General features: G+C 43.6%; 22 protein-coding genes. 15 read left to right on the top strand and 7 right to left on the bottom strand.

Features of this window, described 5'->3' with window-relative positions:
- Positions 1–84: 84 nt before the first annotated feature.
- From SG35_RS19335 to SG35_RS19325, 3 genes are all read right to left on the bottom strand, one after another.
- A complete protein-coding gene (locus SG35_RS19335) occupies positions 85–948 on the bottom strand; it encodes a 23S rRNA (adenine(2030)-N(6))-methyltransferase RlmJ (protein ID WP_044835565.1) in 864 nt (287 codons plus the stop codon).
- Between the two features lie 110 nt (positions 949–1,058).
- Complete coding sequence (locus SG35_RS19330; RefSeq protein ID WP_044835566.1) at positions 1,059–2,651, bottom strand: ABC-F family ATPase; 1,593 nt, start codon at positions 2,649–2,651, stop codon at positions 1,059–1,061.
- Positions 2,652–2,749: 98 nt separating this feature from the next.
- Positions 2,750–5,071 carry a YgiQ family radical SAM protein gene (locus tag SG35_RS19325; protein ID WP_044835567.1) on the bottom strand — a complete coding sequence of 774 codons (2,322 nt, stop codon included), beginning with the start codon at positions 5,069–5,071 and terminating at the stop codon, positions 2,750–2,752.
- Positions 5,072–5,439: 368 nt separating this feature from the next.
- On the opposite strand from SG35_RS19325, the gene SG35_RS19320 reads away from it, so the two are divergent.
- Positions 5,440–7,905 carry a S9 family peptidase gene (locus SG35_RS19320; protein ID WP_044835568.1) on the top strand — a complete coding sequence of 822 codons (2,466 nt, stop codon included), beginning with the start codon at positions 5,440–5,442 and terminating at the stop codon, positions 7,903–7,905.
- Between the two features lie 89 nt (positions 7,906–7,994).
- Here the strand turns inward: SG35_RS19320 and SG35_RS19315 are convergent, their stop codons facing one another.
- Positions 7,995–8,963, bottom strand: a complete 969-nt coding sequence (locus tag SG35_RS19315; protein WP_044835569.1) for an integron integrase — start codon at positions 8,961–8,963, stop codon at positions 7,995–7,997.
- A 567-nt stretch (positions 8,964–9,530) separates the two neighbouring features.
- Here SG35_RS19315 and SG35_RS19310 point away from each other — a divergent pair.
- The 6 genes from SG35_RS19310 (at position 9,531) to SG35_RS19285 (ending at position 13,378) form a co-directional block, all read left to right on the top strand.
- Positions 9,531–10,019, top strand: coding sequence for a GNAT family N-acetyltransferase (locus SG35_RS19310; protein ID WP_044835571.1), 489 nt, complete (start codon positions 9,531–9,533; stop codon positions 10,017–10,019).
- Positions 10,020–10,505: 486 nt separating this feature from the next.
- Positions 10,506–11,015 carry a demethoxyubiquinone hydroxylase family protein gene (locus tag SG35_RS19305; protein WP_044835572.1) on the top strand — a complete coding sequence of 170 codons (510 nt, stop codon included), beginning with the start codon at positions 10,506–10,508 and terminating at the stop codon, positions 11,013–11,015.
- Between the two features lie 95 nt (positions 11,016–11,110).
- Complete coding sequence (locus SG35_RS19300; RefSeq protein ID WP_044835573.1) at positions 11,111–11,626, top strand: hypothetical protein; 516 nt, start codon at positions 11,111–11,113, stop codon at positions 11,624–11,626.
- Positions 11,627–11,727: 101 nt separating this feature from the next.
- Positions 11,728–12,309, top strand: a complete 582-nt coding sequence (locus tag SG35_RS19295) for a hypothetical protein (RefSeq protein WP_044835574.1) — start codon at positions 11,728–11,730, stop codon at positions 12,307–12,309.
- 104 nt (positions 12,310–12,413) lie between these two features.
- Positions 12,414–13,061 carry a hypothetical protein gene (locus SG35_RS19290; protein ID WP_044835575.1) on the top strand — a complete coding sequence of 216 codons (648 nt, stop codon included), beginning with the start codon at positions 12,414–12,416 and terminating at the stop codon, positions 13,059–13,061.
- 35 nt (positions 13,062–13,096) lie between these two features.
- The gene (locus tag SG35_RS19285) at positions 13,097–13,378 is read left to right on the top strand and encodes a hypothetical protein (RefSeq protein WP_152646805.1); all 282 of its coding nucleotides are present in this window, start codon (positions 13,097–13,099) and stop codon (positions 13,376–13,378) included.
- A gap of 39 nt (positions 13,379–13,417) precedes the next feature.
- Here SG35_RS19285 and SG35_RS19280 read toward each other — a convergent pair whose 3' ends face one another.
- Positions 13,418–14,371 carry an IS110 family RNA-guided transposase gene (locus SG35_RS19280; protein WP_044835965.1) on the bottom strand — a complete coding sequence of 318 codons (954 nt, stop codon included), beginning with the start codon at positions 14,369–14,371 and terminating at the stop codon, positions 13,418–13,420.
- A gap of 321 nt (positions 14,372–14,692) precedes the next feature.
- Between SG35_RS19280 and SG35_RS19275 the strand changes: the two genes are divergently transcribed.
- The 7 genes from SG35_RS19275 (at position 14,693) to SG35_RS19245 (ending at position 19,363) form a co-directional block, all read left to right on the top strand.
- Positions 14,693–15,358: a hypothetical protein gene (locus SG35_RS19275; protein WP_053043443.1), complete on the top strand. Its 666-nt coding sequence runs from the start codon at positions 14,693–14,695 to the stop codon at positions 15,356–15,358.
- Between the two features lie 116 nt (positions 15,359–15,474).
- The gene (locus SG35_RS19270) at positions 15,475–15,786 is read left to right on the top strand and encodes a hypothetical protein (RefSeq protein ID WP_044835966.1); all 312 of its coding nucleotides are present in this window, start codon (positions 15,475–15,477) and stop codon (positions 15,784–15,786) included.
- Positions 15,787–16,373: 587 nt separating this feature from the next.
- Positions 16,374–17,663, top strand: a complete 1,290-nt coding sequence (ltrA, locus tag SG35_RS19265) for a group II intron reverse transcriptase/maturase (RefSeq protein ID WP_044835582.1) — start codon at positions 16,374–16,376, stop codon at positions 17,661–17,663.
- 116 nt (positions 17,664–17,779) lie between these two features.
- Entirely contained in the window at positions 17,780–18,130 is a 351-nt protein-coding gene (locus tag SG35_RS19260) for an Imm8 family immunity protein (RefSeq protein WP_274055173.1), read from the top strand.
- 75 nt (positions 18,131–18,205) lie between these two features.
- A complete protein-coding gene (locus SG35_RS19255) occupies positions 18,206–18,493 on the top strand; it encodes a hypothetical protein (RefSeq protein ID WP_274055172.1) in 288 nt (95 codons plus the stop codon).
- Positions 18,494–18,658: 165 nt separating this feature from the next.
- Positions 18,659–19,060: a hypothetical protein gene (locus SG35_RS19250; protein ID WP_274055171.1), complete on the top strand. Its 402-nt coding sequence runs from the start codon at positions 18,659–18,661 to the stop codon at positions 19,058–19,060.
- Between the two features lie 90 nt (positions 19,061–19,150).
- On the top strand, positions 19,151–19,363 hold the full coding sequence (locus SG35_RS19245; protein ID WP_044836455.1) for a hypothetical protein: 213 nt from the start codon (positions 19,151–19,153) through the stop codon (positions 19,361–19,363).
- A 552-nt stretch (positions 19,364–19,915) separates the two neighbouring features.
- Here SG35_RS19245 and SG35_RS19240 read toward each other — a convergent pair.
- A complete protein-coding gene (locus tag SG35_RS19240; protein ID WP_274055170.1) occupies positions 19,916–20,122 on the bottom strand; it encodes a hypothetical protein in 207 nt (68 codons plus the stop codon).
- A 756-nt stretch (positions 20,123–20,878) separates the two neighbouring features.
- Here SG35_RS19240 and SG35_RS19235 point away from each other — a divergent pair.
- On the top strand, positions 20,879–21,148 hold the full coding sequence (locus tag SG35_RS19235) for a SymE family type I addiction module toxin (protein ID WP_274055168.1): 270 nt from the start codon (positions 20,879–20,881) through the stop codon (positions 21,146–21,148).
- A 186-nt stretch (positions 21,149–21,334) separates the two neighbouring features.
- Here SG35_RS19235 and SG35_RS19230 read toward each other — a convergent pair whose 3' ends face one another.
- Positions 21,335–23,845: an ABC transporter permease gene (locus tag SG35_RS19230; protein WP_274055166.1), complete on the bottom strand. Its 2,511-nt coding sequence runs from the start codon at positions 23,843–23,845 to the stop codon at positions 21,335–21,337.
- Positions 23,846–23,852: the final 7 nt, after the last annotated feature.

Below are 23,852 nucleotides of genomic sequence, written 5' to 3'. Positions count from 1 at the left end.
AGCCTGTGGCAAGGGACTTAGCCGGGATGTGCCGCGGCCAATAGTGCGCCGCGGTTATTGGTGATAATAGCAAAACCGGTTTCTTTATTCTGCCACCAACTGTTCAAGTTTATAGCTGGCGTTATCCTGTCCTTTTTTCAGCTGGGTTTGCAGGTAAGGCAATATTGCTGTCAGCTGCTCTTTAAGCTGCCACGGGGGATTGACAATAAACAAACCTGTACCTGTCATGCCGTATTCTTCGGTATCCGGACGCTGGCAAAACTCTACCTGAAGCAGGTTTTTCACCTGGCTGTCGGTGAAGGTTTTCTCCATCTCGTCTACCAAAGTCCGCTTTACCACGGGGTACCAGAGAATATAAGTACCGGTGGCAAATTTGTCATAGGCTTTGATAATGGTTTTTACCGCTTTCGGATAATCTTCTTTTAGCTCATAGGGCGGATCGATCAACACCACGCCGCGCCTGCTGGGTGGCGGCAATAAAGATAACACTCCCTGGTATCCGTCAGACTGTTTGACATGGGCTTTGCGCCAGCGCTGGCAAAAGTCGTTGAGGTAGTCGATATCCGTTGGGTGTAATTCAAATAAATGGGCGCTGTCCTGGCGTCTTAATATCGCTTTGGCAATGCCGGGAGAGCCGGGATAAAGGCTGATCTCATCATCGGCGCTGGCCTGGTTCATATCCCGGATCAGCTCCAGGTAGGGCAGCAGGGCCTCGGGTATTGCTTGTTGTGCATCGGCGGATAACAGCCTGGCGATACCTTCTTTATATTCGCCGGTTTTCTGGGCATAACTGTCACTGAGCTGATACATGCCGGCGCCGGAATGGCTGTCGATATAGCTAAAGCCTTTTTCCTTGCGGGTCATATAATCGAGCACCAGGGTCAATACCGAGTGTTTTAAGACATCGGCGAAGTTGCCGGCGTGAAAGGCATGGCGATAACTAAGCAAGGGTCACCTCTTTAATGTGTTGAAGGAGCAGGAGTTGGTTAAAGTTGAAATTTTCCCTCTGCCTCCGGACTTTTAAAGCCGGGGCAGAGTGAAATGATCAGGCTGATTAATTAAGCCTGTGAAGCCAGGTATTCTTCATAGGTACCGGCAAAGTCAACATAACCGTCTTCTTTAAGCTCGATAATGCGGGTTGCCAGGCTGGAAACAAATTCCCGGTCGTGGCTGACGAAAACCAGGGTGCCTTCGTATTTTTCCAGCGCCATATTCAACGACTCGATAGACTCCATATCCATGTGGTTGGTGGGTTCATCCATCACCAGGATATTGGGCTTTTGCATCATCAGCTTGCCGAATAACATCCGGCCCTGCTCACCACCGGATAAGACTTTGACGGACTTTTTGATGTCGTCGGCAGAGAACAATAAACGCCCCAGGTAACCGCGAACAACCTGCTCGTCGTCGCCTTCCTGACGCCACTGGCTCATCCAGTCAAACAAGGTCATGTCATTTTCAAATTCATGGGCATGATCTTGTGCGTAATAACCGATATTATGATTTTCGGACCAGTTAAATTCACCGGTATCCGTTTGATAACCGGGCTCACCCATCAACAAACGTAAGAAGGTGGTTTTACCGATACCGTTTTCCCCGATCACCGCGATACGCTCACCGACTTCCGCCATCAAAGAGATATCTTTGAGTACATGGTTATCGTCAAAGCTCTTGTTGATGTTTTCCATCACCAGGGCGTTACGGAATAACTTTTTCTCTTGCTCAAAACGGATAAAGGGATTAACCCGGCTGGAAGCTTTCACTTCATCAAGCTGGATTTTATCGATTTGTTTGGCGCGTGAGGTCGCCTGTTTGGCTTTAGACGCATTGGCAGAGAAGCGGGCAACGAACTCTTTTAATTCGCTGATTTGTGCTTTTTTCTTGGCGTTATCCGCCATTAATTGGGCGCGGGCCTGGGTGGCTGCCAGCATGTATTGATCATAGTTGCCCGGATAAACCCGAAGTTCACCGTAATCAAGATCCGCCATATGGGTACAAACACTGTTGAGGAAGTGCCTGTCATGGGAAATAATGATCATGGTGGAGTCACGTTCGTTTAAGGTTTCTTCCAGCCATTGAATGGTGTGAATGTCCAGGTTATTGGTCGGTTCGTCGAGCAATAAGATATCCGGATCGGCAAACAAGGCCTGGGCCAGTAATACCCTTAGCTTCCAGCCGGGAGCGACTTCGCTCATTTTGCCATAGTGCTGCTCAACCGGAATACCGACGCCCATCAAGAGTTCACCGGCGCGGCTTTCGGCGCTGTAACCGTCCATTTCCGCATATTCAGACTCTAAATCACCGACTTTCATGCCGTCTTCTTCGCTCATCTCCGGCAGGGCATAGATGCGGTCACGCTCTTCTTTTACTGCCCACAGCTCGGTATGGCCCATGATCACGGTATCGACCACAGAATATTCTTCAAAGCCGAACTGGTCCTGGCGCAGCTTACCTAAACGCTCGTTCGGGTCCAGGCTGACATTACCGGACGTTTGCTCAAGGTCGCCCCCTAAGATTTTCATCAGGGTGGATTTACCACAACCGTTGGCGCCGATCAGGCCGTAACGGTTACCGCCGCCAAATTTCTGGGAAATGTTTTCAAACAGCGGCTTGGCGCCAAACTGCTGGGTAATATTATTTGCTTGTAACAAAGGTTTATCCTTTTGTATTTGATTCACCTTGAACAGGCCGATATAAAGTCGTGCCGAACAAGGTGTGAGTTAATTAAAAATTCGTTGGTGTTAATCCGTTACCCGGGTTTTTGTCCCTTTTTCCGGCCCGGTTTCGACCCCGGACCTTTGCGGTCATTAAACTGGTTGCTGCTAAAACGGGTCAGCCCCGGATTGGCTTTACCTTTACCATTACTCCGGTTAGTGCGCCCGGGTGTGTTTTGTCCCGGCCTGTGTTGACCCGGAGACGTTTTATTACCCTTGGCGTTATTTTTCCCTTTGGTGTATTGCATGGTTTTTTCTGCGCGGCTTTCTGCCGGCACCAGACAACCTTCTTTTGAGCCAATGAGTTTACGCGCCAGTCCCATTTTGCTGATGGCTTCACGGATAATCGGCCAGTTGGCGGGATCATGGTAGCGTAATATCGCCTTGTGCAAGCGGCGCTGGCGTCCGCCTTTAGGTACGGTGACGGCGTCGCTGTTCTTCTTCACGTTTTTCAGCGAGTTAATCTCGGTATGGTACAAGGTGGTGGCATTGGCCAGCGGCGACGGATAAAAGTTCTGCACCTGATCCAGCTTGAAGTTATTTTCCTTTAACCACAGCGCCATATTGATCATATCCATATCTGTGGTGCCGGGATGGGCGGAGATAAAGTAGGGGATCAGGTACTGTTTTTTACCGGCTTCCCTGGAATAGAAGTCGAACATTTCCTTGAACTTGTCATAGCTGCCCATACCGGGTTTCATCATCTTGCTCAGCGGGCCTTCTTCGGTGTGCTCGGGGGCAATTTTTAAATAACCGCCGACATGGTGGCGGGCCAGCTCTTTGACATAATTGGGATCTTCTACTGCGAGATCGTAGCGCACCCCTGAGGCGATCAGGATTTTTTTAATGCCCTTGACCTTACGGGCCTTACGGTACAACTCTATGGTCGGGGTATGATCGGTATCTAAATGGCCACAAATAGTGGGCCAGACACAAGAAGGCTTACGGCAGGTGGCCTCGGCCTTGGGGCTTTTACAGTTTAACTTGTACATGTTGGCGGTAGGGCCGCCGAGATCGGAAATCACGCCGGTAAAGCCGGGCACTTTTTCCTTGATGTCTTCTATTTCCTCTATGATAGATTCCTGCGAGCGGCTCTGGATAATACGGCCTTCGTGCTCGGTAATGGAGCAGAAGGTACAGCCGCCGAAACAGCCGCGCATGATATTGATGGAGGTTTTGATCATATCATAGGCGGGTATTTTGGCCGAGCCGTAGACCGGGTGCGGCACCCTTTGATAAGGCAGGCCGAAGACATCATCCATTTCCTGGGTGCTTAGCGGGTAAGCCGGCGGATTTAACCAGATAATACGGTCGCCGTGGCTTTGTACTAAAGGTTTGGCTGAGCCGGGGTTTACTTCCTGATGGAAAATACGCGAGGCATGGGCGTAAAGCACCTTGTTACTTTTTACCTGATCATAGGTGGGTAAATTAATATAGGTGGTCAGCCAGGGTTTGGCTTTGTTATCCCAGTTTTTATTCTGGTATTTGGCACTGATATGCTCGGAAATTTCCACGACCTGAGGGGTTTGGGAAACATCTTTTGCTATCTCATCTGTGGCGCTTTGTTCTTTATTGCTGTCGCAGCTTGATGCACTCATGTCCTGATAAGGGCTGGGAATAGGGTCTATCTTGCCGGGTTTGTCGATATTGCGCGAGTCTATGCCTTTCCAGCCGGGCAGGGGCTGTTTGGCCAGAAATGCGCTGCCGCGGACATCGGTAATGGTTTTAACATCTTCGCCTTTGGCGATGCGGTGGGCAATTTCCACCAGCGGGCGTTCGGCGTTGCCATAAATAAGCAGGTCGGCCTTGGCATCGAATAAAATCGAGCGGCGTACTTTATCGGACCAGTAATCGTAATGGGCAATGCGGCGTAAGCTCGCTTCTATGCCGCCAATAACTACGGGCACATCTTTGTAGGCTTCTTTACAGCGCTGGCTGTACACCAGTACCGCGCGGTCGGGACGTTTGCCGCCTTCGTTGTTCGGGGTATAGGCATCGTCATGGCGCAGGCGGCGTTCGGCGGTATAGCGGTTGATCATCGAGTCCATGTTGCCCGCAGTAACGCCATAAAATAAATTGGGTTTGCCAAGCCCCATAAAGGCGTCTTTACTGTGCCAGTCGGGCTGGGCAATAATGCCGACCCGAAAGCCCTGGGCTTCGAGCATACGGCCGATAATTGCCATGCCAAAACTTGGGTGGTCGACATAGGCGTCACCGGTAACCAGGATAATATCGCAGCTGTCCCAGCCCAATTGGTCCATTTCCTGGCGCGACATAGGTAAAAATGGCGCAGAGCCATAACATTCCGCCCAGTATTTGGGGTATTCGAATAACTTTACTTGCGGTAATGGGATCATAACTTTTGCTCTGGCTCTGCCGACAAGTTTTCACCTGTCTGGATTTTAATAAAATTTAAGGGTTTTATGATCTGGACCATAAAACACCGATAAAAACCGACTGCCCCGGCTCGCAGCACTTATTTTAGGAAAGTTCACAGCGAAACGGGCGCGCGATTATAGCAAAATTCACCGGCATTGGCATGTTAATTTTAAGCGTACAGTTATGCTTACAGGTACGGGCTCTCTTTACCTTATGTTTGCGATAAGCGGGGGAAATACGGCGGTAATTGCCGTATACATTGGCGGCGAATACTTTTATTATTGAGCGCATTCAATTTTTCCCAAACACCGGACGTTATTTTAATAACAATAAGCATCGACATCTTATGAAATTACAATTACTCGCCGCCGCAATCAGTTTTTCTTTGGTTGCCTGTGCCGCTAATCAAAATACACCGTCATCTGTTAGCAAACCGGAAAAAGCTGCCGAAGTGGTTAAAGCCGCGCCTGCAGCCGGTATGGATAACAGCGATATTATTACCCTGAAGCAGATAATGGCAGATCCCGACTGGTTAGGGCGTGCGCCCGAGTCCTGGTATTGGGGAGATGACAACCAGACGGTATTTTTCAAACAAAAACGCGAAGGTTCTCCGATAAGGGACTTATACCGTAAAACGACCGGCACTGAAGGCAATGGCAAGCAGGTGACATTAGCCAACATGCACGCCGCTTCTGATATGTACGCGGTTACCAATAATAACGGCACCTTGGAAGCCTATGAATTTGAAGGTAATGTTTTTGTTAAAGACCTTGCCAGCAAGAAAGTTCGTCAGTTAACCTTTACCTCGGCTTATGAATATTCTGTGATGTTTCTTGCCGATGGCAATGTTGCCTATCGGGCGGGCAATACCTTTTATCGCCATGATCTTGAAACCAACCAGGTAACCGAACTGGCCAATTTATTGATTGCCGATGAGCCGGAAGGCATCAAGGAGCCGGATACCTATATCGGCAAAGAGCAGCATAAGTTAATTGACTATGTTGCCCTGCAACACAGAAATGCCAAATTAGCCAAGCAGCAAAAAGATGCGCTGAAAAAAGGCAACAAGGCCATTACCAAAACAGATTTTTACCTGGGCGAGGGCAATAAAATTGTTCACGCCAGCTTATCGCCTGCCGGGGATAAATTATTTGTCAGTATTGCCGAGGACGTGGCGGATCGTTATCCGAACGATATTATGCCCAACTATATTGCCGGTGACGCCCAGATAAAGGCACAGCAGGTGCGCTCGCGGGTATCCGATAACCGCAAATACAGCGAAACGCTGCTGATCTTGGATTTAAACAGCATGGAAAAAGCCGAGCTGAGCTATGAGAGCTTACCCGGTTTTGACCAGGATGTATTGGCCAAGGTGCGCGAAGAAAATTATCAGCGCCAGGGCAAAGAATACAGCTCGGAAAAACAGCCGCGCGATATTCATGTTATTCGCGCCAGTTTCCCGATCCAATGGCATAAAAATGGCCAGCAATTAGCGGTAATGCTTGAAGCCTGGGATAACAAAGACCGCTGGATTGCCACGGTAGACTTTAAAGAAAATAGCCTGGTTTCTCAGCACAGGTTGCACGACGATGCCTGGATCAACTGGTCGTTTAACGAATTTGGCTGGTTAAACAACAGCGATAAGCTTTATTACCTGTCAGAAGAAAGCGGCTACTCCCATGTTTATGTGAAAGCCTTAGGCGAAAAAGCGACCCAGCTGACAAGCGGTAAGTATGAAGTACGTGATTTGACCTTATCAAGAGACGAGCAAACCCTGTACTTTAAAGGCAATAAAAAGCACCCGGGCATTTATGAAATCTATTCTTTAGATATTGGTAAAGGTGAAGTTACCGCGCTGACTGACCTGGGCGGAAAAAACGATTACCAGCTGAGCAATGATGAATCTAAGCTGTTAATAGAACACTCTGAAATTACCATGCCGCCGGAGTTATATGTGCAAGATGCCGTTGCCGGGGCAACAGCGGTGCGTTTAACTCATACCGTTTCTGAGAAATTCCTGAGTCTGCCGTGGACGGCACCTTCCGTGGTAGCCATTCCTTCAAGCCATCAGGAACAGCCGATATATACCAAAGTGTATCTGCCGAAGAATTTCGATAAAAGCGCAGAAAAACGCCGCGCGGTTATGTTCACCCATGGCGCCGGTTATCTGCAAAATGCCCATTTGGGCTGGTCGGTTTATTTCCGCGAATTTATGTTTAACAGCATGCTGGCCCAGCAAGGCTACGTGGTGATGGATCCTGATTACCGGGCATCGGAAGGTTATGGCCGGGACTGGCGTACCGCCATTTACCGCCACATGGGTAAACCGGAAGTGCAGGATATGCGTGATGCGGTGAACTGGGTGGTAGAAAATGCCAATGTTGATAAAGACAGGGTAGGGACGTACGGCGGCTCTTATGGCGGTTTCCTGACCTTGATGTCGCTCTTTACCGATCCTGAGTTATTCCAGACAGGTGCGGCCATTCGCTTAGTGTCTGATTGGGCCCATTACAACCATGGTTATACCTCCAATATTTTGAATACCCCGGAAGATGATGCCATTGCCTATGAGCGCAGCTCACCGATTTATTTCGCCGAAGGCTTGACCAAGCCATTGCTGATCAACGCTCCTATGGTAGATGACAATGTATTCTTCCAGGATACGGTGCGTTTGGTGCAAAGGTTAATTGAGTTGGAAAAACAAGACTTTGAAACCGCGATTTACCCGGTGGAGCCTCATGGTTTCGTTCAGCCAAGTTCTTGGTTGGATGAGTATCGCCGTATATACAAGTTGTTTGAGACCAAGCTGTAAATCGCTAAGGTTTCTTTTTGGTTAAGCCGGTATTTGTTTAGCGCCAGTCAGTCAAGCTGACTGGCGCTATCTTGACGGATTTTTTGGGATTATAAATCACTTAACGGGCTACGCACCCCATCGGCTCCGGCCTGAATGACATGGGTATAAATTTGAGTGGTGCGGACATCGATATGTCCCAATTGTTCTTGTACGGTGCGAATGTCACAACCACGTTGTAATAAATGGGTTGCAAAGCTATGACGTAACGTATGACAACTGACATTTTTCGTTATTCTTGCTTGTTTTGCTGCATGCTTCACGGCTTTTTGTAAACAGCTTTCATCAATATGATGACGCCTGAGTGCGTTATTGGCATGAGGATCCCGACTCAAGCGGGCAGAGGGAAATAAATAATGCCAACCTAACTCTTTCGGTGCTGCGGGATACTTTTTTGCCAGTGCATGAGGTAACCACACCCCAAGGTAATCTTTATTTTTCATATCTATGCCGTAATATTTTTTGCAGCTGGCTATTTGATGCTTGAGCGGTTCAACCAGTTCTTTAGCTAAGGTCACCCTGCGGTGTTTATTGCCTTTACCACGCCATATCAACAGGCATAGATAATCAAAATCTATATCTTGAATTCGCATTCTTATGGTTTCCATTAACCGTAAACCATTGCCATACATGAGTTGAGCCGGTAAAGAATATTGTGCGGATACCGCATTCAATAAGGTGCTTACTTCTTCCGGGGTGAGTACCGTAGGCAGTTTTGCCTGACGTGACGATTTATTGAAATCCAGGTTTAAGGATAGCGGGGCTTGAATGATTTCTTTATAAAGAAATACCAGGGCATTCAGGGCTATTGCTTGAGTGCCGGGGGCAACATTGTTTTGTGCTGACAGGTAAGTTAAAAAATACTCAACATCATGCTCGCCTAAAGTTGAAGGATGCTTTTTGTTATGAAAAAGGATATATTTCTTCACCCAGTAGAGGTATGTTTCTATGGTTCTTTTGGCATATCTGCGGGTGATCATAAATTCGTTGATATAGGCTAAGAATGGAGATTGGGACATTGATATTGCCCTTAATGATTGCTGTATATTCATACAGTTTAGACGTTCTTTAATTGATAGCCTTATTAGACGGCAAAAAAAGGTATTTTTATTATTTCTTCAATTCTCGAAATAATACTAATGGCTTGATATGATAAGGGGAATGTATATTTTACATTTTATTAAATTATTTAAAGACGGGAAAAAACTGTATTTAAATACGGTTTTTTGCCGACTGCTAAGCTGTTATGTTTATCGATGGCCGAAGGAACAATTGTGACTAAAAATGCTAAGTGCATAATTTCTATTCTTATTTCATTTTCGTTATTCGCATTTGCAATTGACCGATATATCTTTGTTCAAATTAGTGAACACTATTTCCCTGAATCGCATAATGAGTACTGGATCTTGTATCCCATTGTTTTATCTGTAATTGCTGTTTATTTTATCGTTTGTGCTTTTAAAGGTAAGTTCATATTATGGAAAAAGAGTGCAAAATAAACATAACAAGTGCATGTTACGGAAAAATTTCCGCTGCGCTCCAATTTTCCGCAAATGCATGCGTTATGCCATCCTTGGAATCAAGTAATGTCTATAGTCGAAATATCAGAAAAGTCATGGCAAGGAATCCTTAAGGTGCAAGAGGAAGCATATACAGGAGTTCCACCAGAGGAAGTCGATGTACTTAAAAGCAAATGGAAAGCATCGCCTGAAACCTGCTTTGTGTTTCAATCCAGCAGCAATGAGATTTTAGGGTACTTGCTCGCTCACCCTTGGAATTCCGATGAGCCACCTAAATTATTTGAAGAGCTTCCTCGCAAGTCTGCTGGTGATACCTTATATCTTCACGATTTGGCGGTAAGTAATAATGCAAGGGAGTCAGGTATAGGGAAGCAACTGTCAAGTAAGCTCATACAAGTAGCTAAATTGAGGCAATTTAATCGTGTACTTCTTGTCGCCGTTCAAGGATCAGGGGGTTATTGGTTCAAGTTCGGCTTCCGAGAGGTTCATAATGCATCTATTTGTTCAAGCTACGGCATGAATGCCAAGCTAATGTCGCTCAATGTTCAGGCATAACAAGCGCAAGCACACGGATGTCAAAAGCTACGCGCCATTGTGCATTTGCTTCGCAAATTTTAGCACAAAGCCGCTCCGCTTTTGCCACCGGTGTTGCGGGCGTTATTCGGCCACCGCTAGTTCATGCTAAATATTTTGGAAATAGCGGTATTTCCTAGCTGGCTTTAGTGCGTGATTCCGGTGGGTTTTCGCCGGAACGGTTAGATGTTCCCGCTAATAGACTTTCCTCTTTCTTTTTCAAAAGCACTAAAGGTGGTAAAGTCATTAGCTTGTTCTGGCTGTAGTGTCGGGCTCAAAATTCACGGCTTGGTGCGTAGCGGTGGTGGGTGTCTTTAGCATCTTCCGTTTACGCTTCAAGCTATTTTCAACGTTGCCAGGTTTGTGGTTACAGCTGGCAGCCAATAACAAGGCAAAACGCCGGACGCAGCAAGCTGCTCCGGTGTTTGCAGCGTTACATACTCCTGAAATTATCCGGCACCATCTAATATGAAAGAAGTTGAGAGAATCATTAGAGTTGACCATGCTGGTGAGTTTGGAGCTATTAATATTTACAGATCCCAGATGTTAATAGCCAACCTCCTTTATAAAGATATCAAACCTAAATTAGCAGAAATGCTTGAACATGAAAAAGAGCACTTTCAACGTTTTGATCTATGGTTACAAAACAATGAAGTGCGCCATTGTTATGCTCTCTGGTTCTGGGCGTTTGGCGGCTTTGTTTTAGGGATAATTACAGCCCTATTAGGCCGAAAATCAATTTGGGTGTGTACAAACGCAATTGAAAGCACTGTCCTTCACCATTTAGATGAACAATTAAATTACTTAAAATTAAACAGCACTACCGCTTACGAGGCTGTCTTAAGTATTAAATCAGATGAAGAGGAGCACCAAAGATACGGACAACTTCATGGCTCTAACTCTTTCATATATTTACCAATACACTGGGTCGTAAAATACTCGACAAAATTTGCTATTTGGCTTTCAACCAAGTTATAAGTATGTAACAAGTGTGTCATGCAGGAATTTTAATAAAATGTCGCTACGCGCCAAAGCTTTTATTAAAATCCTCATACACAAGCGTTAGGCTACATATGCATTATAAAGAAATGGATTACCGGTCAGCTCCACTAAGAGTTCTTAGTACAGCATCAACAAATGCAGTTGCTGAGTTAATAAGTTTTTCCACAGAAGGTATTATGGATGGGTTAACAGCAATGGAGTACGCTGAATCTTTCCACGGAGCATTATTGGTCGCATGTCAAGCTTATGCAGTTGGCACGGTTAGCGATATAAATAAAATACAAAAATCTAACTATAGCAAAATTGAACTTTATAAGTATAAAGAAACTAATTACCACGATTACACCCATGTAGAGTTAATTAATGCTCTTGCCAACTTCTTCAAACACAATGAAGAGTGGATTTCGTGGCCGGTTAACGGAACAACTAAGACGCTTCGGTACTTCGGAATTAATGAAGATACTGAGTTTCCTTTATACACTGGAATTAAAGTGATTATCGGTGAATCAACTGATTTTGGTGGTTTATGTAAAGTTTTAGAAGATTGGCGGTTTGCTCTATTATATTTGCGGGACCAAAATGCCTAACAAGTTAATGTTATCGGAGTTTTATTACTGGGTGTTCCGCACAAAATGCAATGAGATCAGTTGGTTAAGTCGTTGTGCCTTTAGGGTAAAAGGAGAGTAATGTGGATTGGAATAAACTTATAGAGCAAACCCCAAAATGGCTAATAGCATTATCTTTTTTACTTTTGTCTATATTCCTAGCTCTTTTATACGTTGGTAACGTTTCATTTAATTATGGTGACGGCAAGCTAGGATTTATAAAAGAAGAAATAGCCGAAGTGCAAGTAGTTTCAAATGGCTTACCTATTGGAGCAATCATAGCTTGGCATAAAGGAATGGAAAACTCTCTTGAGTTAGGCGAACAATGGCTTGAATGCGACGGACAAACCGTTTTTGATGAAGAGTCGCCTTTTTATAAAAAGAAAGTACCTAACTTGAATGGTGAGGCACGCTTTTTACGAGGTAGTAATAGCTCTGGCATAATGCAAGATCATGATTGGAAGTCGTTTTCAATTCAAAATACTGGGCCTGGTGCTTATACTCATGAACCGGTAACTATACCGAAAAGTGGAATTAACACTTCTTTTCCGTTTGGAGGGCACTGGAGCGCGCCTGGTGGTTTAATAAAGGTTAAATTTGATTCGTCAGAAATTCGTCCGAAGAATATGTCTGTTGTATGGATTATCAAGATAAAGAAATCCTAACAAATTCATAAATAAGGAAAAATAATAGCTAGTCGCTTTGCTCCTAAACAGCTATTATTCTCCTATTATGTAAGGCGTTAGGCACTACTATTTCGGTGAATTAAATGGATGAAATTGAACTCAAAAAGCTTGAGATAGAAAAAGAGAAACTTGCTCTCGAACGACAAAAATTAAGCCTAGAGCTTAGAAAGTGGGTTGTTGTAGCAATCGCAGCTGTAATTTCATTCTTTCTCATCGATTATGGGAAGCTGACTTTAGAGCGAACAAAAGAAGAATCGATGCATGATAGAGAGCTTCTAAAATCCTATCTTAAGGCAATGGATTCTTCAAAGCCTGAAATATGGAAACGTAAGCTGCGTTTCATAAAATCCTTTGCAAAAGATGAGAGGGTTTTATCTTGGGCAGAAGAGCAGCTTACGACCCTAAGCAAATTACCTCCAAAAGAATCTCTTTATCTAGAAGCAGCTGACATAGCTAAAAAACTTTCTAGAAGAGAGCCTCTTAATGAGGAGCTATGGACGCGATTTGAACAGCTTTATTGGTCTGAATTACCATTAGCTAATGAAAGTATGGCTATGGAGGATGCAATGGTCAACTTTCGCCAGTCTCTGCTGGACGCTCATGAGGCCCCAATAGGAGATGACGACATTGAATGGGATAATGTTAAAAAGGCCCTTTTGAAATTATCTAAAGTAGTGAGCAGTGAAATGCCTAACAAGGCGCTGCAGACGACCGCAGAAAGCGGCGTCTGAGCGCGGCGTTAGTTTACTTGGAGTATTACTCAATTATGGATGATGTATCAGAGCAGTTTAAAACTGTCCAAAAGCGCTTTTATACTGTATTGCTTTTAACTGTATCACTCTTCGCAAGTGGATTTATTCTTAAGTCTTTTAATCTAGAATTGTTTAACCCTTTCTATGGCGCACTTTTTGGCGTTTTGGTCTTTAATATTGGTGTTTGGTTATTTTATAGATGCCCAAAGTGTAATACAGTTCCATTTGCGTTAGGTGGCGAAGGCGTTGAAATCAGACCTAAATCATGTCAAAAATGTGGTGCCAAATTTAGGTAAAGTAAACTAACAAGTGACTATGGTGTCAACTCCTAATTTTTAACTCATTTTAGGATCCCACATGACACCATCTCTAACCATCGAATTTAAGATAACAATCATCTTTCTGACGCAGGCAATTATTGCTGTTTTTTTAGGTTTTCCAGCGGCCAATAATCGCTGATACGTATCTTTAAAAACAGGATTGCACTGAATTGCGGACATCATAGCCATGTACATAACCGTTCTGATTTTATGGCGACCACCGCGTATATTTCTTTGTCCCTGGTAAATACCACTTTCTCTATTAAATGGCGCAACACCAATGAGGGATGAAGCTTGTTTATTCGTTAAATATCCCAATTCAGGCATGTCGCTTAATAAGTTAAATGCAACCACATTACCTATGCCAGGTATGCTTTGAATAATGTCATTTTTAGCTTTATATTCAGCGCATCTATCCATCAGTTTTAGTAGTTTTTGGTCGATTTTATCGAGCTGGTTTTTAATAGCTGTTAAAATTGGTTTGATGATGCTGGATATGTTTTTTGGCATTATCTGAAGCCGATTTTTTTCCATAGTTTGCATCGTCATTAACTGTCTTCTCCTAGAAAGTAAATCACTCATTAATTGCATGGTCTCCGGCTTTAATGCTGACAATTTGGGCTTAATTGCTTCACCATAATGAGCTATAAGTTGGGCATCGAGTTTGTCTGTTTTAGCATGACGACCAATCGCTCCTGCAAATTTTTTAATGTGTGCTGGATTTGCGATAACAAAAGGTAATTTTTCTGTCGCACAGGCGATGCAAAATGCTTGTTCCAGTCGCCCCGTTGCTTCAATGATGATGCGAGTAGGATTGTATTTTTTGATTTCTTTAACGGCTTTATTGATACCTTTCTCATCATTTGAAACAGTGAAATAGATGTCTAAAGGGCGTATGTAAATATCGAGTTGTGTTTTACCAGTATCAACGCCGATGTTAATTTCATTTTGATTATTGTTGTTATTCATAATAAGCTGACTCTGCCTTGCTATTCGGGCTCGAGGCCCAGTTGACTATCCGAGTTTAATGCTTGGAGTCCTATACAGCGTTCTCACTTGTTATCGGTCTCTCAACAGAGGAGCCACGCAATCATCGAACTGCTGTATAAGAAGGCTTTGGTTGCAGCCAAAGCTTGGGCCTCACACTACCCGAAAAGGTTTAAAAAGAATATTAAGATATGGGGGATATTATCCATACAAGGCAATTAACTACGCGCCTGCGGCGCCGGACGCTCATACCTCGCGCCGGTTATTGCAGCGTTAGCTTCTATCAATATTCGGAGAGTATAATTGATTCCATTACCATCAAATTATGGTGATTTAGATCCTCATTTTGCAACAAGTTGGGATAAGATTTCATATCCAGTAGAAACTACCCCTAGACGTTATTTGGAATTTGCAATTGAAGACCTTGAAATCGGTCACTCTCTAAAAACAAGTAGAATCCTTGTCAATGCCTTATCAAATGCCAAAAGATCTTTACACTTACAAGTGGAAACTATTGCAAAGGCCTTTGGGTTTACATCCAACAAAAAAGGCTTTCCCAACTTCCATCAATACTTAGGTTTTTGTCAAAAGTGTGGAATAGTTACACCAAGAATTCTAAAGAAATTAAACACTGTACGTAATGCTGTAGAGCATGAATATTACATTCCTAGTGAATCTGAAACTGAAGATTTTATTGACGTTGTTGAGTTATTTTTGGCTGCAACCGATAAGTTTATTTATCAATTTCCAACAATGATGGAATGGTTACCAGGGGTTACTGATGATACAGTTCAGTTTGAAATAGATACTATTAAACTTCTTCCAAATACGGGGAGGTTATTGCTTACTACTTATTTGGAAAAACCAGATGAAGAGTTAGAGCTAGATCCCAGTATGGATGAATTTTTTATTTGGTTGAAAGTCCTATGTAGAGGTGTTCATGAAGGTCACTTTGAATATCAAAGCTAACAAGGGCCTCAAACATCGCGCACTACGTGCGCTGGACTCGCAACAAGTTGCTCGCCGTTTAGGCTAGCGTTAGCTGTAATAGCTCGCATTCCTCCTTGTTTATTAAAAGAATATACATGAAATTTATTATCATATTAGTTTTTGGGGCTTTAGCTACTTTCTTCACTTTTGCTCTAATGGCTGGATTAGTATCATTAAAAATTGAAGATGATGGCACTATCTCCTGTTGGACACCATTATATGAACCTAATAAATCAATCTGTACATGTTGGTTTGCTGCTGCCGAAGGACAAACTCAAAAAATGAATAATGGTATAGGGTGTAATGTTGTTGCTTTTGATGGAATAAATAAAAACACTCTACCTCAGTGTAAAGCTGAGGATGTATTTAGTTTCTCAGCTAACAAGTTCATAAATAAGGAAAAATAATAACTAGTCGCTTCGCTCCTAAACAGTTATTATTTTCCTATTATGTAAGGCGTTAGTGCGTCAAGCAAAGCTTGATGCATCTTGCAGGGTGTAAGTCCCTGTCTGGTAAGGCTTAACCAGCCACCAGTATCGAGTGTTGCGCCTGTGGCGGAGTTTCACTGAAACGAACAATACAGGTGAAGCGTACACAGAGAATCATATAGGCCATAGGGGCTATCGTGGCCCTGAAGTGCTGGTATCGCTCCGAGAATTACCATCTGACTGACGAGGTTTGTAACGCCACCGAAGTCCATGCAAAGTAGCCGTTATTCATAGCAAACGAAAGGTGAGGCTACGGCGAGTCAGCGGGGTTATCAAGCCATGGCATGTATGAAGAGATGTATCAGGAACTTGAGAGATCCAAAGGTGTTCCATAAGGATGTGGTAGGAAAGTCTAGCTAACCGTCAGACGAACGATGACCCTTTGGAAGTCAGATCAGCCCGTAGTAGTCTGAGCAAGGGAAAGCCTTGTACATGGCGAAGGAGCTGACAGTTATACCAGGTATTAAGCAGAAACATAGGCCGGACAAAGTAGGGCCGGGATCACTATGACAACCGAACTTAATATCATCGCATTTAAAGCATATACCCACCCCAAGCACAGGTTTCAAAACTTATACGGATTACTAAGTAGCGACCGCCTGTATCAAAGCTGGGGTCAGCTCAACAAACAAGCTGCGCCAGGTATTGATGGGGTAACCATTAATGACTATCAGCAAAGCTTGCCAGAAAATATTAAGCGCTTAAGTGAGCAGCTCAAGCAGAAATGTTATCGAGCCAATGACATTAAGCGTATCTTTATTCCCAAGTCTAACGGCAAACAACGGCCATTAGGCCTGCCAACGGTAGATGATAAACTGGTGCAACAGAGTGTCAGCCAAATACTGCAAAGTATTTGGGAGCAAGACTTCCTGGTGAACAGTTATGGTTATCGACCAAATAAAAGTGCACATCAGGCAGTACATAGCCTGTCGTTGAATCTTCAATTCAAAGGTTATGGTTATGTTGTCGAGGCGGACATTAAAGGCTTCTTCGACAATCTCGATCATGGTTGGTTGCTGCGTATGCTCAAACAACGGATTGATGATAAAGCCTTACTGAAGCTAATCAGCCAATGGTTAAAAGCCCGGATAAAATCACCGGAAGGGGTCTTTGAAAAGCCTGCAAGCGGTAGCCCGCAGGGAGGTATTATCAGCCCTGTACTGGCGAACATTTATCTGCATTATGCTTTGGATTTGTGGTTTGAGAAGAAAGTAAAACCGAGGATGCGGGGAAGAGCCATGATGATCCGTTATGCGGATGATTTTGTCTGTGCCTTCCAATTTGCTCATGATGCTGAGCGCTTTTATGGGGTGCTTGCGAAACGACTAAAGAAATTCAATCTAGATATCGCACCGGAGAAAACCTCACTGATGACATTCAGTCGATTTAAACCTGGTAAGAGTCGCCACTTTGTTTTTCTTGGGTTTGAATTTTATTGGGGGATTGATGTCAAGGGTAAACGAAGGCTCAGAAGGCGCACGGCTCCGAAGAAGCAGAAAGCGATGATGAGCGAATATTACCAATGGATCAAAGCCAAACGTTCAATCAAATTGAGGGAATGGCTACCGCAACTAAAACGTAAATTAACGGGGTTTAGAAATTACTTTGGTTTACCGGATAACAGTCGTAGCTTGTCACGCTTATATAATTATGTGCTGCATAGCTTATATAAATGGCTAAACAGGCGTAGCGGCAGAAGAAGTTATAATTGGAGCAGTTTCAAGAAGATGTTAGAATATTTTCAAATTGAGTCACCAAAAGTCAGTAGTCGAAATGTTATTGTCGATTGGTACTAGGGTCGTGTTTTACACGAGTGAATATATAACTGAAGAGCCGGATGCGGTAGTTCCGCACGTCCGGATCTGTGTGGGGTCGGCCTGGTAACAGGTCGCTCTACCACGATTACACTTAGATGAAATTATTGACTCCTGAGATACAGTCGTATGATTGTTGTGACCACGACCCAATAGATGAATGGGTGCCAGAAGACCCATCAATGGTAGATTATTGGTTAAATATTTCTGTTGGTGTTAAGGGCGAAATTGGTTCTAATAATTATCAAGTACATGTGGTAACACAAGGGGTTTTGTCCCAAATTAAAAGCAAAAGCCACCTTTTGATTCTTCCGTATTATGAAGGCTTTACCCAAGTATTACGTGAAATCAATTATAAATTAATAGACTGCAGTGACGTTAGTTGGGAAGGGGTATTTTCGCGTATTGCAAAATTATATGCTTGGGAGTATGAGTCATACCGTGTATAACAAGCAAAATCACTCGGAGCAATTTTCCGTTGCTTCGCAACTACAAATTGCCCGGTGTTTCGGGCGTTATAAGTCATGGAGGCTTATGAGTTGAAAGCAATTACAGTATATTTTTTCTTGAGCTTGATTTTTGCACTAGCAGCATTGGCTGCTAGTGCAAATACTGTATGTCACTTCACCCATACAGTAACCTCAATAAATACTAGCCCTGAACAAATATTATTAATTCTCTTTTCGCTATTTAATTTAACAGTTGTACTGATTAAACTATTTAAAAATCTACCGCTTATAAATCGAGATTTTCAGCAAGGTAATATTCTGGTTGATAATCAACAATTCGTATTAGATGCAGGTATTAATTAAATCACTTATAACAAGGTCAATCAAAACGGATTCCGTATACTGTCGTGCTTTTTGCAAAAATACGCAAAAAATCACGCTAGCATACTCCACCGTTGTTGGCAGCGTTAACTGCTTATGGAAATTAAACCAAAAATTGGCATCGATTGTATTCAGTTTGGGATGACAATGGATGAAGTTCGTAGCTTATGGGGTCAACCCGAATCAATAAGGTACTTCACAGCCCTAAAAGATAGACCAGAAGATAGATCTGTTATCTGGGAATATACTAATGGTATGGAAATCGACTTTAGCAGCGAAGATAATTTTTTAGCTTCTTGCATTACATCTCATTCAGATAAGGCAGAGCTTAATAATAATTGCATAGTCGGGAAGACAATAGCAGAATTGAAGGCTGTCTATCCAAATATTGTGTTAGATGACGATTTTGAAGAAAATGGTCAGGACTACGTTCTACAAGAATTCGAATTATCATTTTGGGTAAGTGATGGTTTTGTCGTTAATGTAACCGTTTTTCCTGAGTACGATGAAAGTGGTAATAACATAATTTGGCCTGGGGAAGGCTGTTAACAAGTAAAGTAAGGCCAGCGGATTCGTTAACTTACCGCTGCTTCAGGCATTATTCAATTTCATCAACACTGTGCAAGTTAGGGCGGCTTAATGAGTAAGATTCAGGATAAAGACACGCGATACTTTATTGAGATAAACCTAGCCACTTTAAAAGTGACTAGATGTGGTTATGATCAAAAAGAAAATTTGGATAAGGGTCGTCAAACTAACCCTGCTGTGCATAGGCTATTTGTTACTGAAGGACAATTTAATAAAATGGTTGAGCGTTGTGGTAAAGAACTGGAATCTATTATCGAAACATAATAAGTGTGTCATGCAGGAGTTTCGATAAATGCTGCTGCGCGTCACTTTTATTAAAACCTTCATACACAGGCGTAGGTACAAGGTGTATTCAAACCGATATTAACGTTAATTTATTTATTGGCGGCCATTATCTTGTCTGCTATCTCTTTTTTGGGAAGTTCTTACTGTAGAGGGGGGCCTTATTGTACAAATCTATAGGCTATGGATTTAGAGTCTTTTTTCTTTTCACTATTGGCAATAACTTTTCTACTATTAAGCCTCAAAAGGCTATTCACAAAAACTGACTTTACGGAAGATGAAGCACTTATAATTGAAAGATCTCTTTATTTAAAAGATGTAGTTGAGTAGATTTATACTTAACAAAACCCGTCCGAAGAATGGCCAAGCCGCTGTGCGACAGAGCTGGAATATATATTTAATCGCTATAAATAGGTTTTTGGCTGTCCGCCGTTTTCACAGCTTTTCTCAGCACTTGATATGGTGGTTTGACCTACAAAAACTGCCAAAGAACCTTTAAGGGGACTTTGGCAGAAATCAAATATTGCCGCTCAATTAATTACGGCCGCCAGTACCGCGACACTCTTCTTCTCTCAGGTCATCAGCAATTCTTTTGCAAAAGCTCTCAGGTGTGCCACCTTCGATACAGCTAGCATACCAGGCATCTACCCAGCAGTTATAATTAGCCTGAGACGCTGTGCTAAAAACGAAAGCTGAAGTCATAGTAGAAACAAGTGCTAAAAGCTTTAATTTAGATTTCATTATTACATTTCCTTATATTTTATATTGTATGCAATTTTGATTGCGAAAATATGTTAACATAGCTTTTACTTTTATTTAAATGAAATTTAAATTGCTGAGTTGTTATGATTATCAGGAGTTATTGCGATTCATTTTGCATTTTTTATGTGCTTAGTATGCCCATTTCAGCAGAAAACTAAAAAGCAAAGGTGACTTCCTTATTGCATATGTTGCATATGGTTTGTCAGCAGCATATAAATTTTTAGGAATCCAAAATTGTTAGTAAATCTTGAGGCTCTATGGTTATGAAAATAAACAGTTTCGTGCCCGGTAAAATTGTCAGGCTAGCGCAGCAAGACATAGAAAATAAATATGGTAGAAATAGCCGGTGAGTGTTGCGTTAGTTTTTAAGAAAAATGCAATTAAAATTTTAATAGCAATGATATTTTTGTCAGCTGTATTTTGTTCTTATGCTTATGATAAATAAGTAAATTTAGGTTTCTTGCGTTAGCTTGTTCAAGCAATGATATCTCATTAGAAATTCATCTCAAATTAATCATAAATAAAGACCATTTTCCTGTTGATTTAGCCAGTTTAATGGTCTTTATTTATAGTGCTATCCATTCAACAAAGGAGAGCACTTACCTCAATATTTTCTATTCAAGCACCGCTGTTACCATACAAGTGAAGCGGTAACAGCAACAATCAAAGTCGCAACCCCTGAGTGCGCCAACACCCAGAGGTCGCTAACCACAACGAACTTCATAGGAGTACGTCATGGCTGAATGTCATCATACGTCAGAGCCAGACTCGGCAAAAGTAAAATATCCTATTTATCGACAACTTACCGTGTTGGAGACCACCTGCGAGTCAGCAGGGAAAACCCGCGGCCTCGGCATTAACTATGTGCCCGTTCATCTTGAACCTTGTATTGTACTCAGGGGCAAGTGGCTGCGACAAGCCGGTTTTCCTGTTGGCCATAAAGTCAGTGTTGTGATAAATCAGGAAGAAATTATTATCACACCTAAGAATGTCACGCCTGAATAGGCTTATGTAGAGCCGGACACGCTGAAAGCGTGGTGTTTTTTTATTGATAAGCAATAAGCCGGGCGGCTGCAGTTAACCACTGCCACCAGCCTGGCTTAGTCATCAATATAACTTGGCCTGTCCAAGTTTTAATTACTTTTTGGTTATTTGCTTAACTATTCGCTTAGTTATTTGCATAGTGATGTCCTAACTTTGGCGTAACCCTTCACTAGGCTCCTGCTTTATTATTTTACTGCTTGGGATATAGGTTGCTGTTAATACCATAGCAGTAATGAATATCGGGATCCCCAGCAAACCAATCACATAGCTGTTGCCATTGATGATAATTGATTGGCTGATCTGGCTGACAATCCAGAGCGATAGCGATATGCCCAGGGCAAGGCCAAACAGTAGTTGTATACCCGCCTGATTCAAAAACAATTTAATTACCTGGCTGTTACGGGCGCCCAGGGCACGCCGGGTAGCGATTTCCTGATTCCTCAAGGTAATGCTGTTGGCGGCAACTGCATAAATACCACTGGCAGCAAGAAATAAGGCTACCAGGCCACACCATAAAAAGATTTTGTTAACGGCATTTACCAGCATCACCGGCTGCTCAATTAAGTTGTCATAGCTTTGCATATGATAGACAGTGACGTCCGCGCCTAGCTTGTTGATGGTTTGTTGTAATGCAATTTCCGCCTGGGACTGTGGGCCAGAATAGTGCATCACGATATTCATGCGCCAGTTTCGCCTGTCCATCAGGCCATAACCGCTATGCTGCGTGCTGGTGGACTGCATGGTAGCGCCGTGAATACTGTCAGAGACAATACCTATGACGGTGCGCCACTCTGTTTGCCAGCCTTCGCCATCAACCGTGCGCAGACGCTGGCCAATGGCGTCGCCATTGGGGAAAAGATCCCTGGCCATGGCGGCATTGATAATGACCGGGGATTCGGTGTCGGCAAGAGCCCTGCTGTCGCTCGCCAGATCTCTCAGGTCAAAATTCCGGCCTTCGATTATTTTCATGCCTACCGCACCCCAGGCATCCCGGCTGACAACGTTAAAGTTCCACAGCGGATTTTCGTTAAAGACCTCAGCCGCTTTGCCCTGAATTTCAACGTGAGAGCTGCCTCCGCCCGTGCCGGGCAAGCTGCTGAAATAGGCAACGCTATGGATATTTGGCAGTTGCTCCAATTCGTCCTTTAACCGGTAATAAGTGTCATTCCGTTTCTTTCTTGCCTCAGGCGAGCCACCGCTCCAGGGATAGCTGCCCCAGGCTAAATGTACTGCTGCTGTTATTCTGTTGTCGGTATCGACACCATAATCGGCATTTTGTGCCGAGTAGCCGGTGCTGAGCAGCATAGTGGCAACCACTAAGACCACACAGGATAGGGAAATTTCCGTTACCACAAGTAATTTGTTTGCCCGGCCAGCCTTTTTCCCCAGGGCGCCCCGGGTACCGTCTCTTAATACCGCATTTAAGTCACCCGACAGGGCGCGCCAGGCAGGAATAAACCCGGTAACAACAATCATTAAGACGACGGCAACTAGCAGCACTATTATCGCATCCATGTCTAAACTAAGCTGCCACCAAAAAGGCCGCTCGCCATTGACGGTAAAAATCTGGTCAAAGGCGTTATTGGTGATATGTACACCCCAGCTGGCGAGAAAAAATGCCGTCAGGCCGCCGAGAGAGCAAATAAAGATGCTTTCCCAGAGCATTTGCAACACCAGGCGTTTTCTGGGGATACCCAGGGAGATGCGGATTGCCACTTCCTTAATGCGCTCGTTGACCCGAACCAAGAGTAAATTACCCAGATTAATGCAGGTCAGCAGCAAGATCAGCAGCACCACAATCAACATGGCAACAAAAACCGGGTAATGATGAAATACCGCGTCATTGGTTAATTTAAAGGGAAAAGCTCTTATATACCCGCCGGGAGAGGAGAGGCGCCAGGCAAAATCCTGGGGTAAGGTTTGAAAGTGCCTTTGTAATATGTCCCGCATTTCTTGCTGGAACCGGGTCAATGAGATTCCCTGTTTTAAACGTGCTACAGCCTTTAGACCAAGGCTGTTTGAAGGCTGGGTAGGGCTGAACCTTGATACCCTCATGATTTGCCAGACTTGGGTAATGGCAGGAAAGGCAAAACCTTCGGGCATTACGCCGATCACCCGCTTAGGCATGGCTTCAATTTCTACTGTGGTGCCGATAATATCCTTGTTGCCGGCAAACTGGTTTTGCCATACCCCGTAACTGAGTATGATGACAGATTCTGCCCCTATGTCCTGATCTTGCGGGGTAAATCCCCGGCCTAATATCGGCTGGACACCGGCCACTTCAAACAGGTTCCACTGGCTATAACTGAGGTGAACTTTTCTTGACCCTGATGCTTTGTCCAAACCGGCTATGGTTCTGACTCCGGTATGGTACAGGCTCATGCCTTGCAGCAGTTCGCTTTCGGCACTTATCTGGTTCAGATGGTAGGGATCTGCGCTTTGTCCTCTGCCATGAGTGTGTGCAAACTCACCTTCAATGGCGATCAGCTGACTGTCGCCATTGAAGGTAAGGGGCTTAAAAATAAGCTGGTTAAGTAAAGAAAAGGTATATAGGGTCAGGGCTAAGCCGATAGCAACAATCAGTATTGAGGTTGTAGTAAAAACAGGTTTTTTCAGCAATAACCTGATTGCGTATTTTATATCAATCCAAAAAGACATAGGTTTT

The sequence above is a fragment of the Thalassomonas actiniarum genome, from assembly GCF_000948975.2.
GTDB classification, from domain to species: domain Bacteria; phylum Pseudomonadota; class Gammaproteobacteria; order Enterobacterales; family Alteromonadaceae; genus Thalassomonas; species Thalassomonas actiniarum.
Note: the sequence above shows the minus strand (reverse complement) of the source record. Positions and strands in the feature narration are given on the sequence as shown.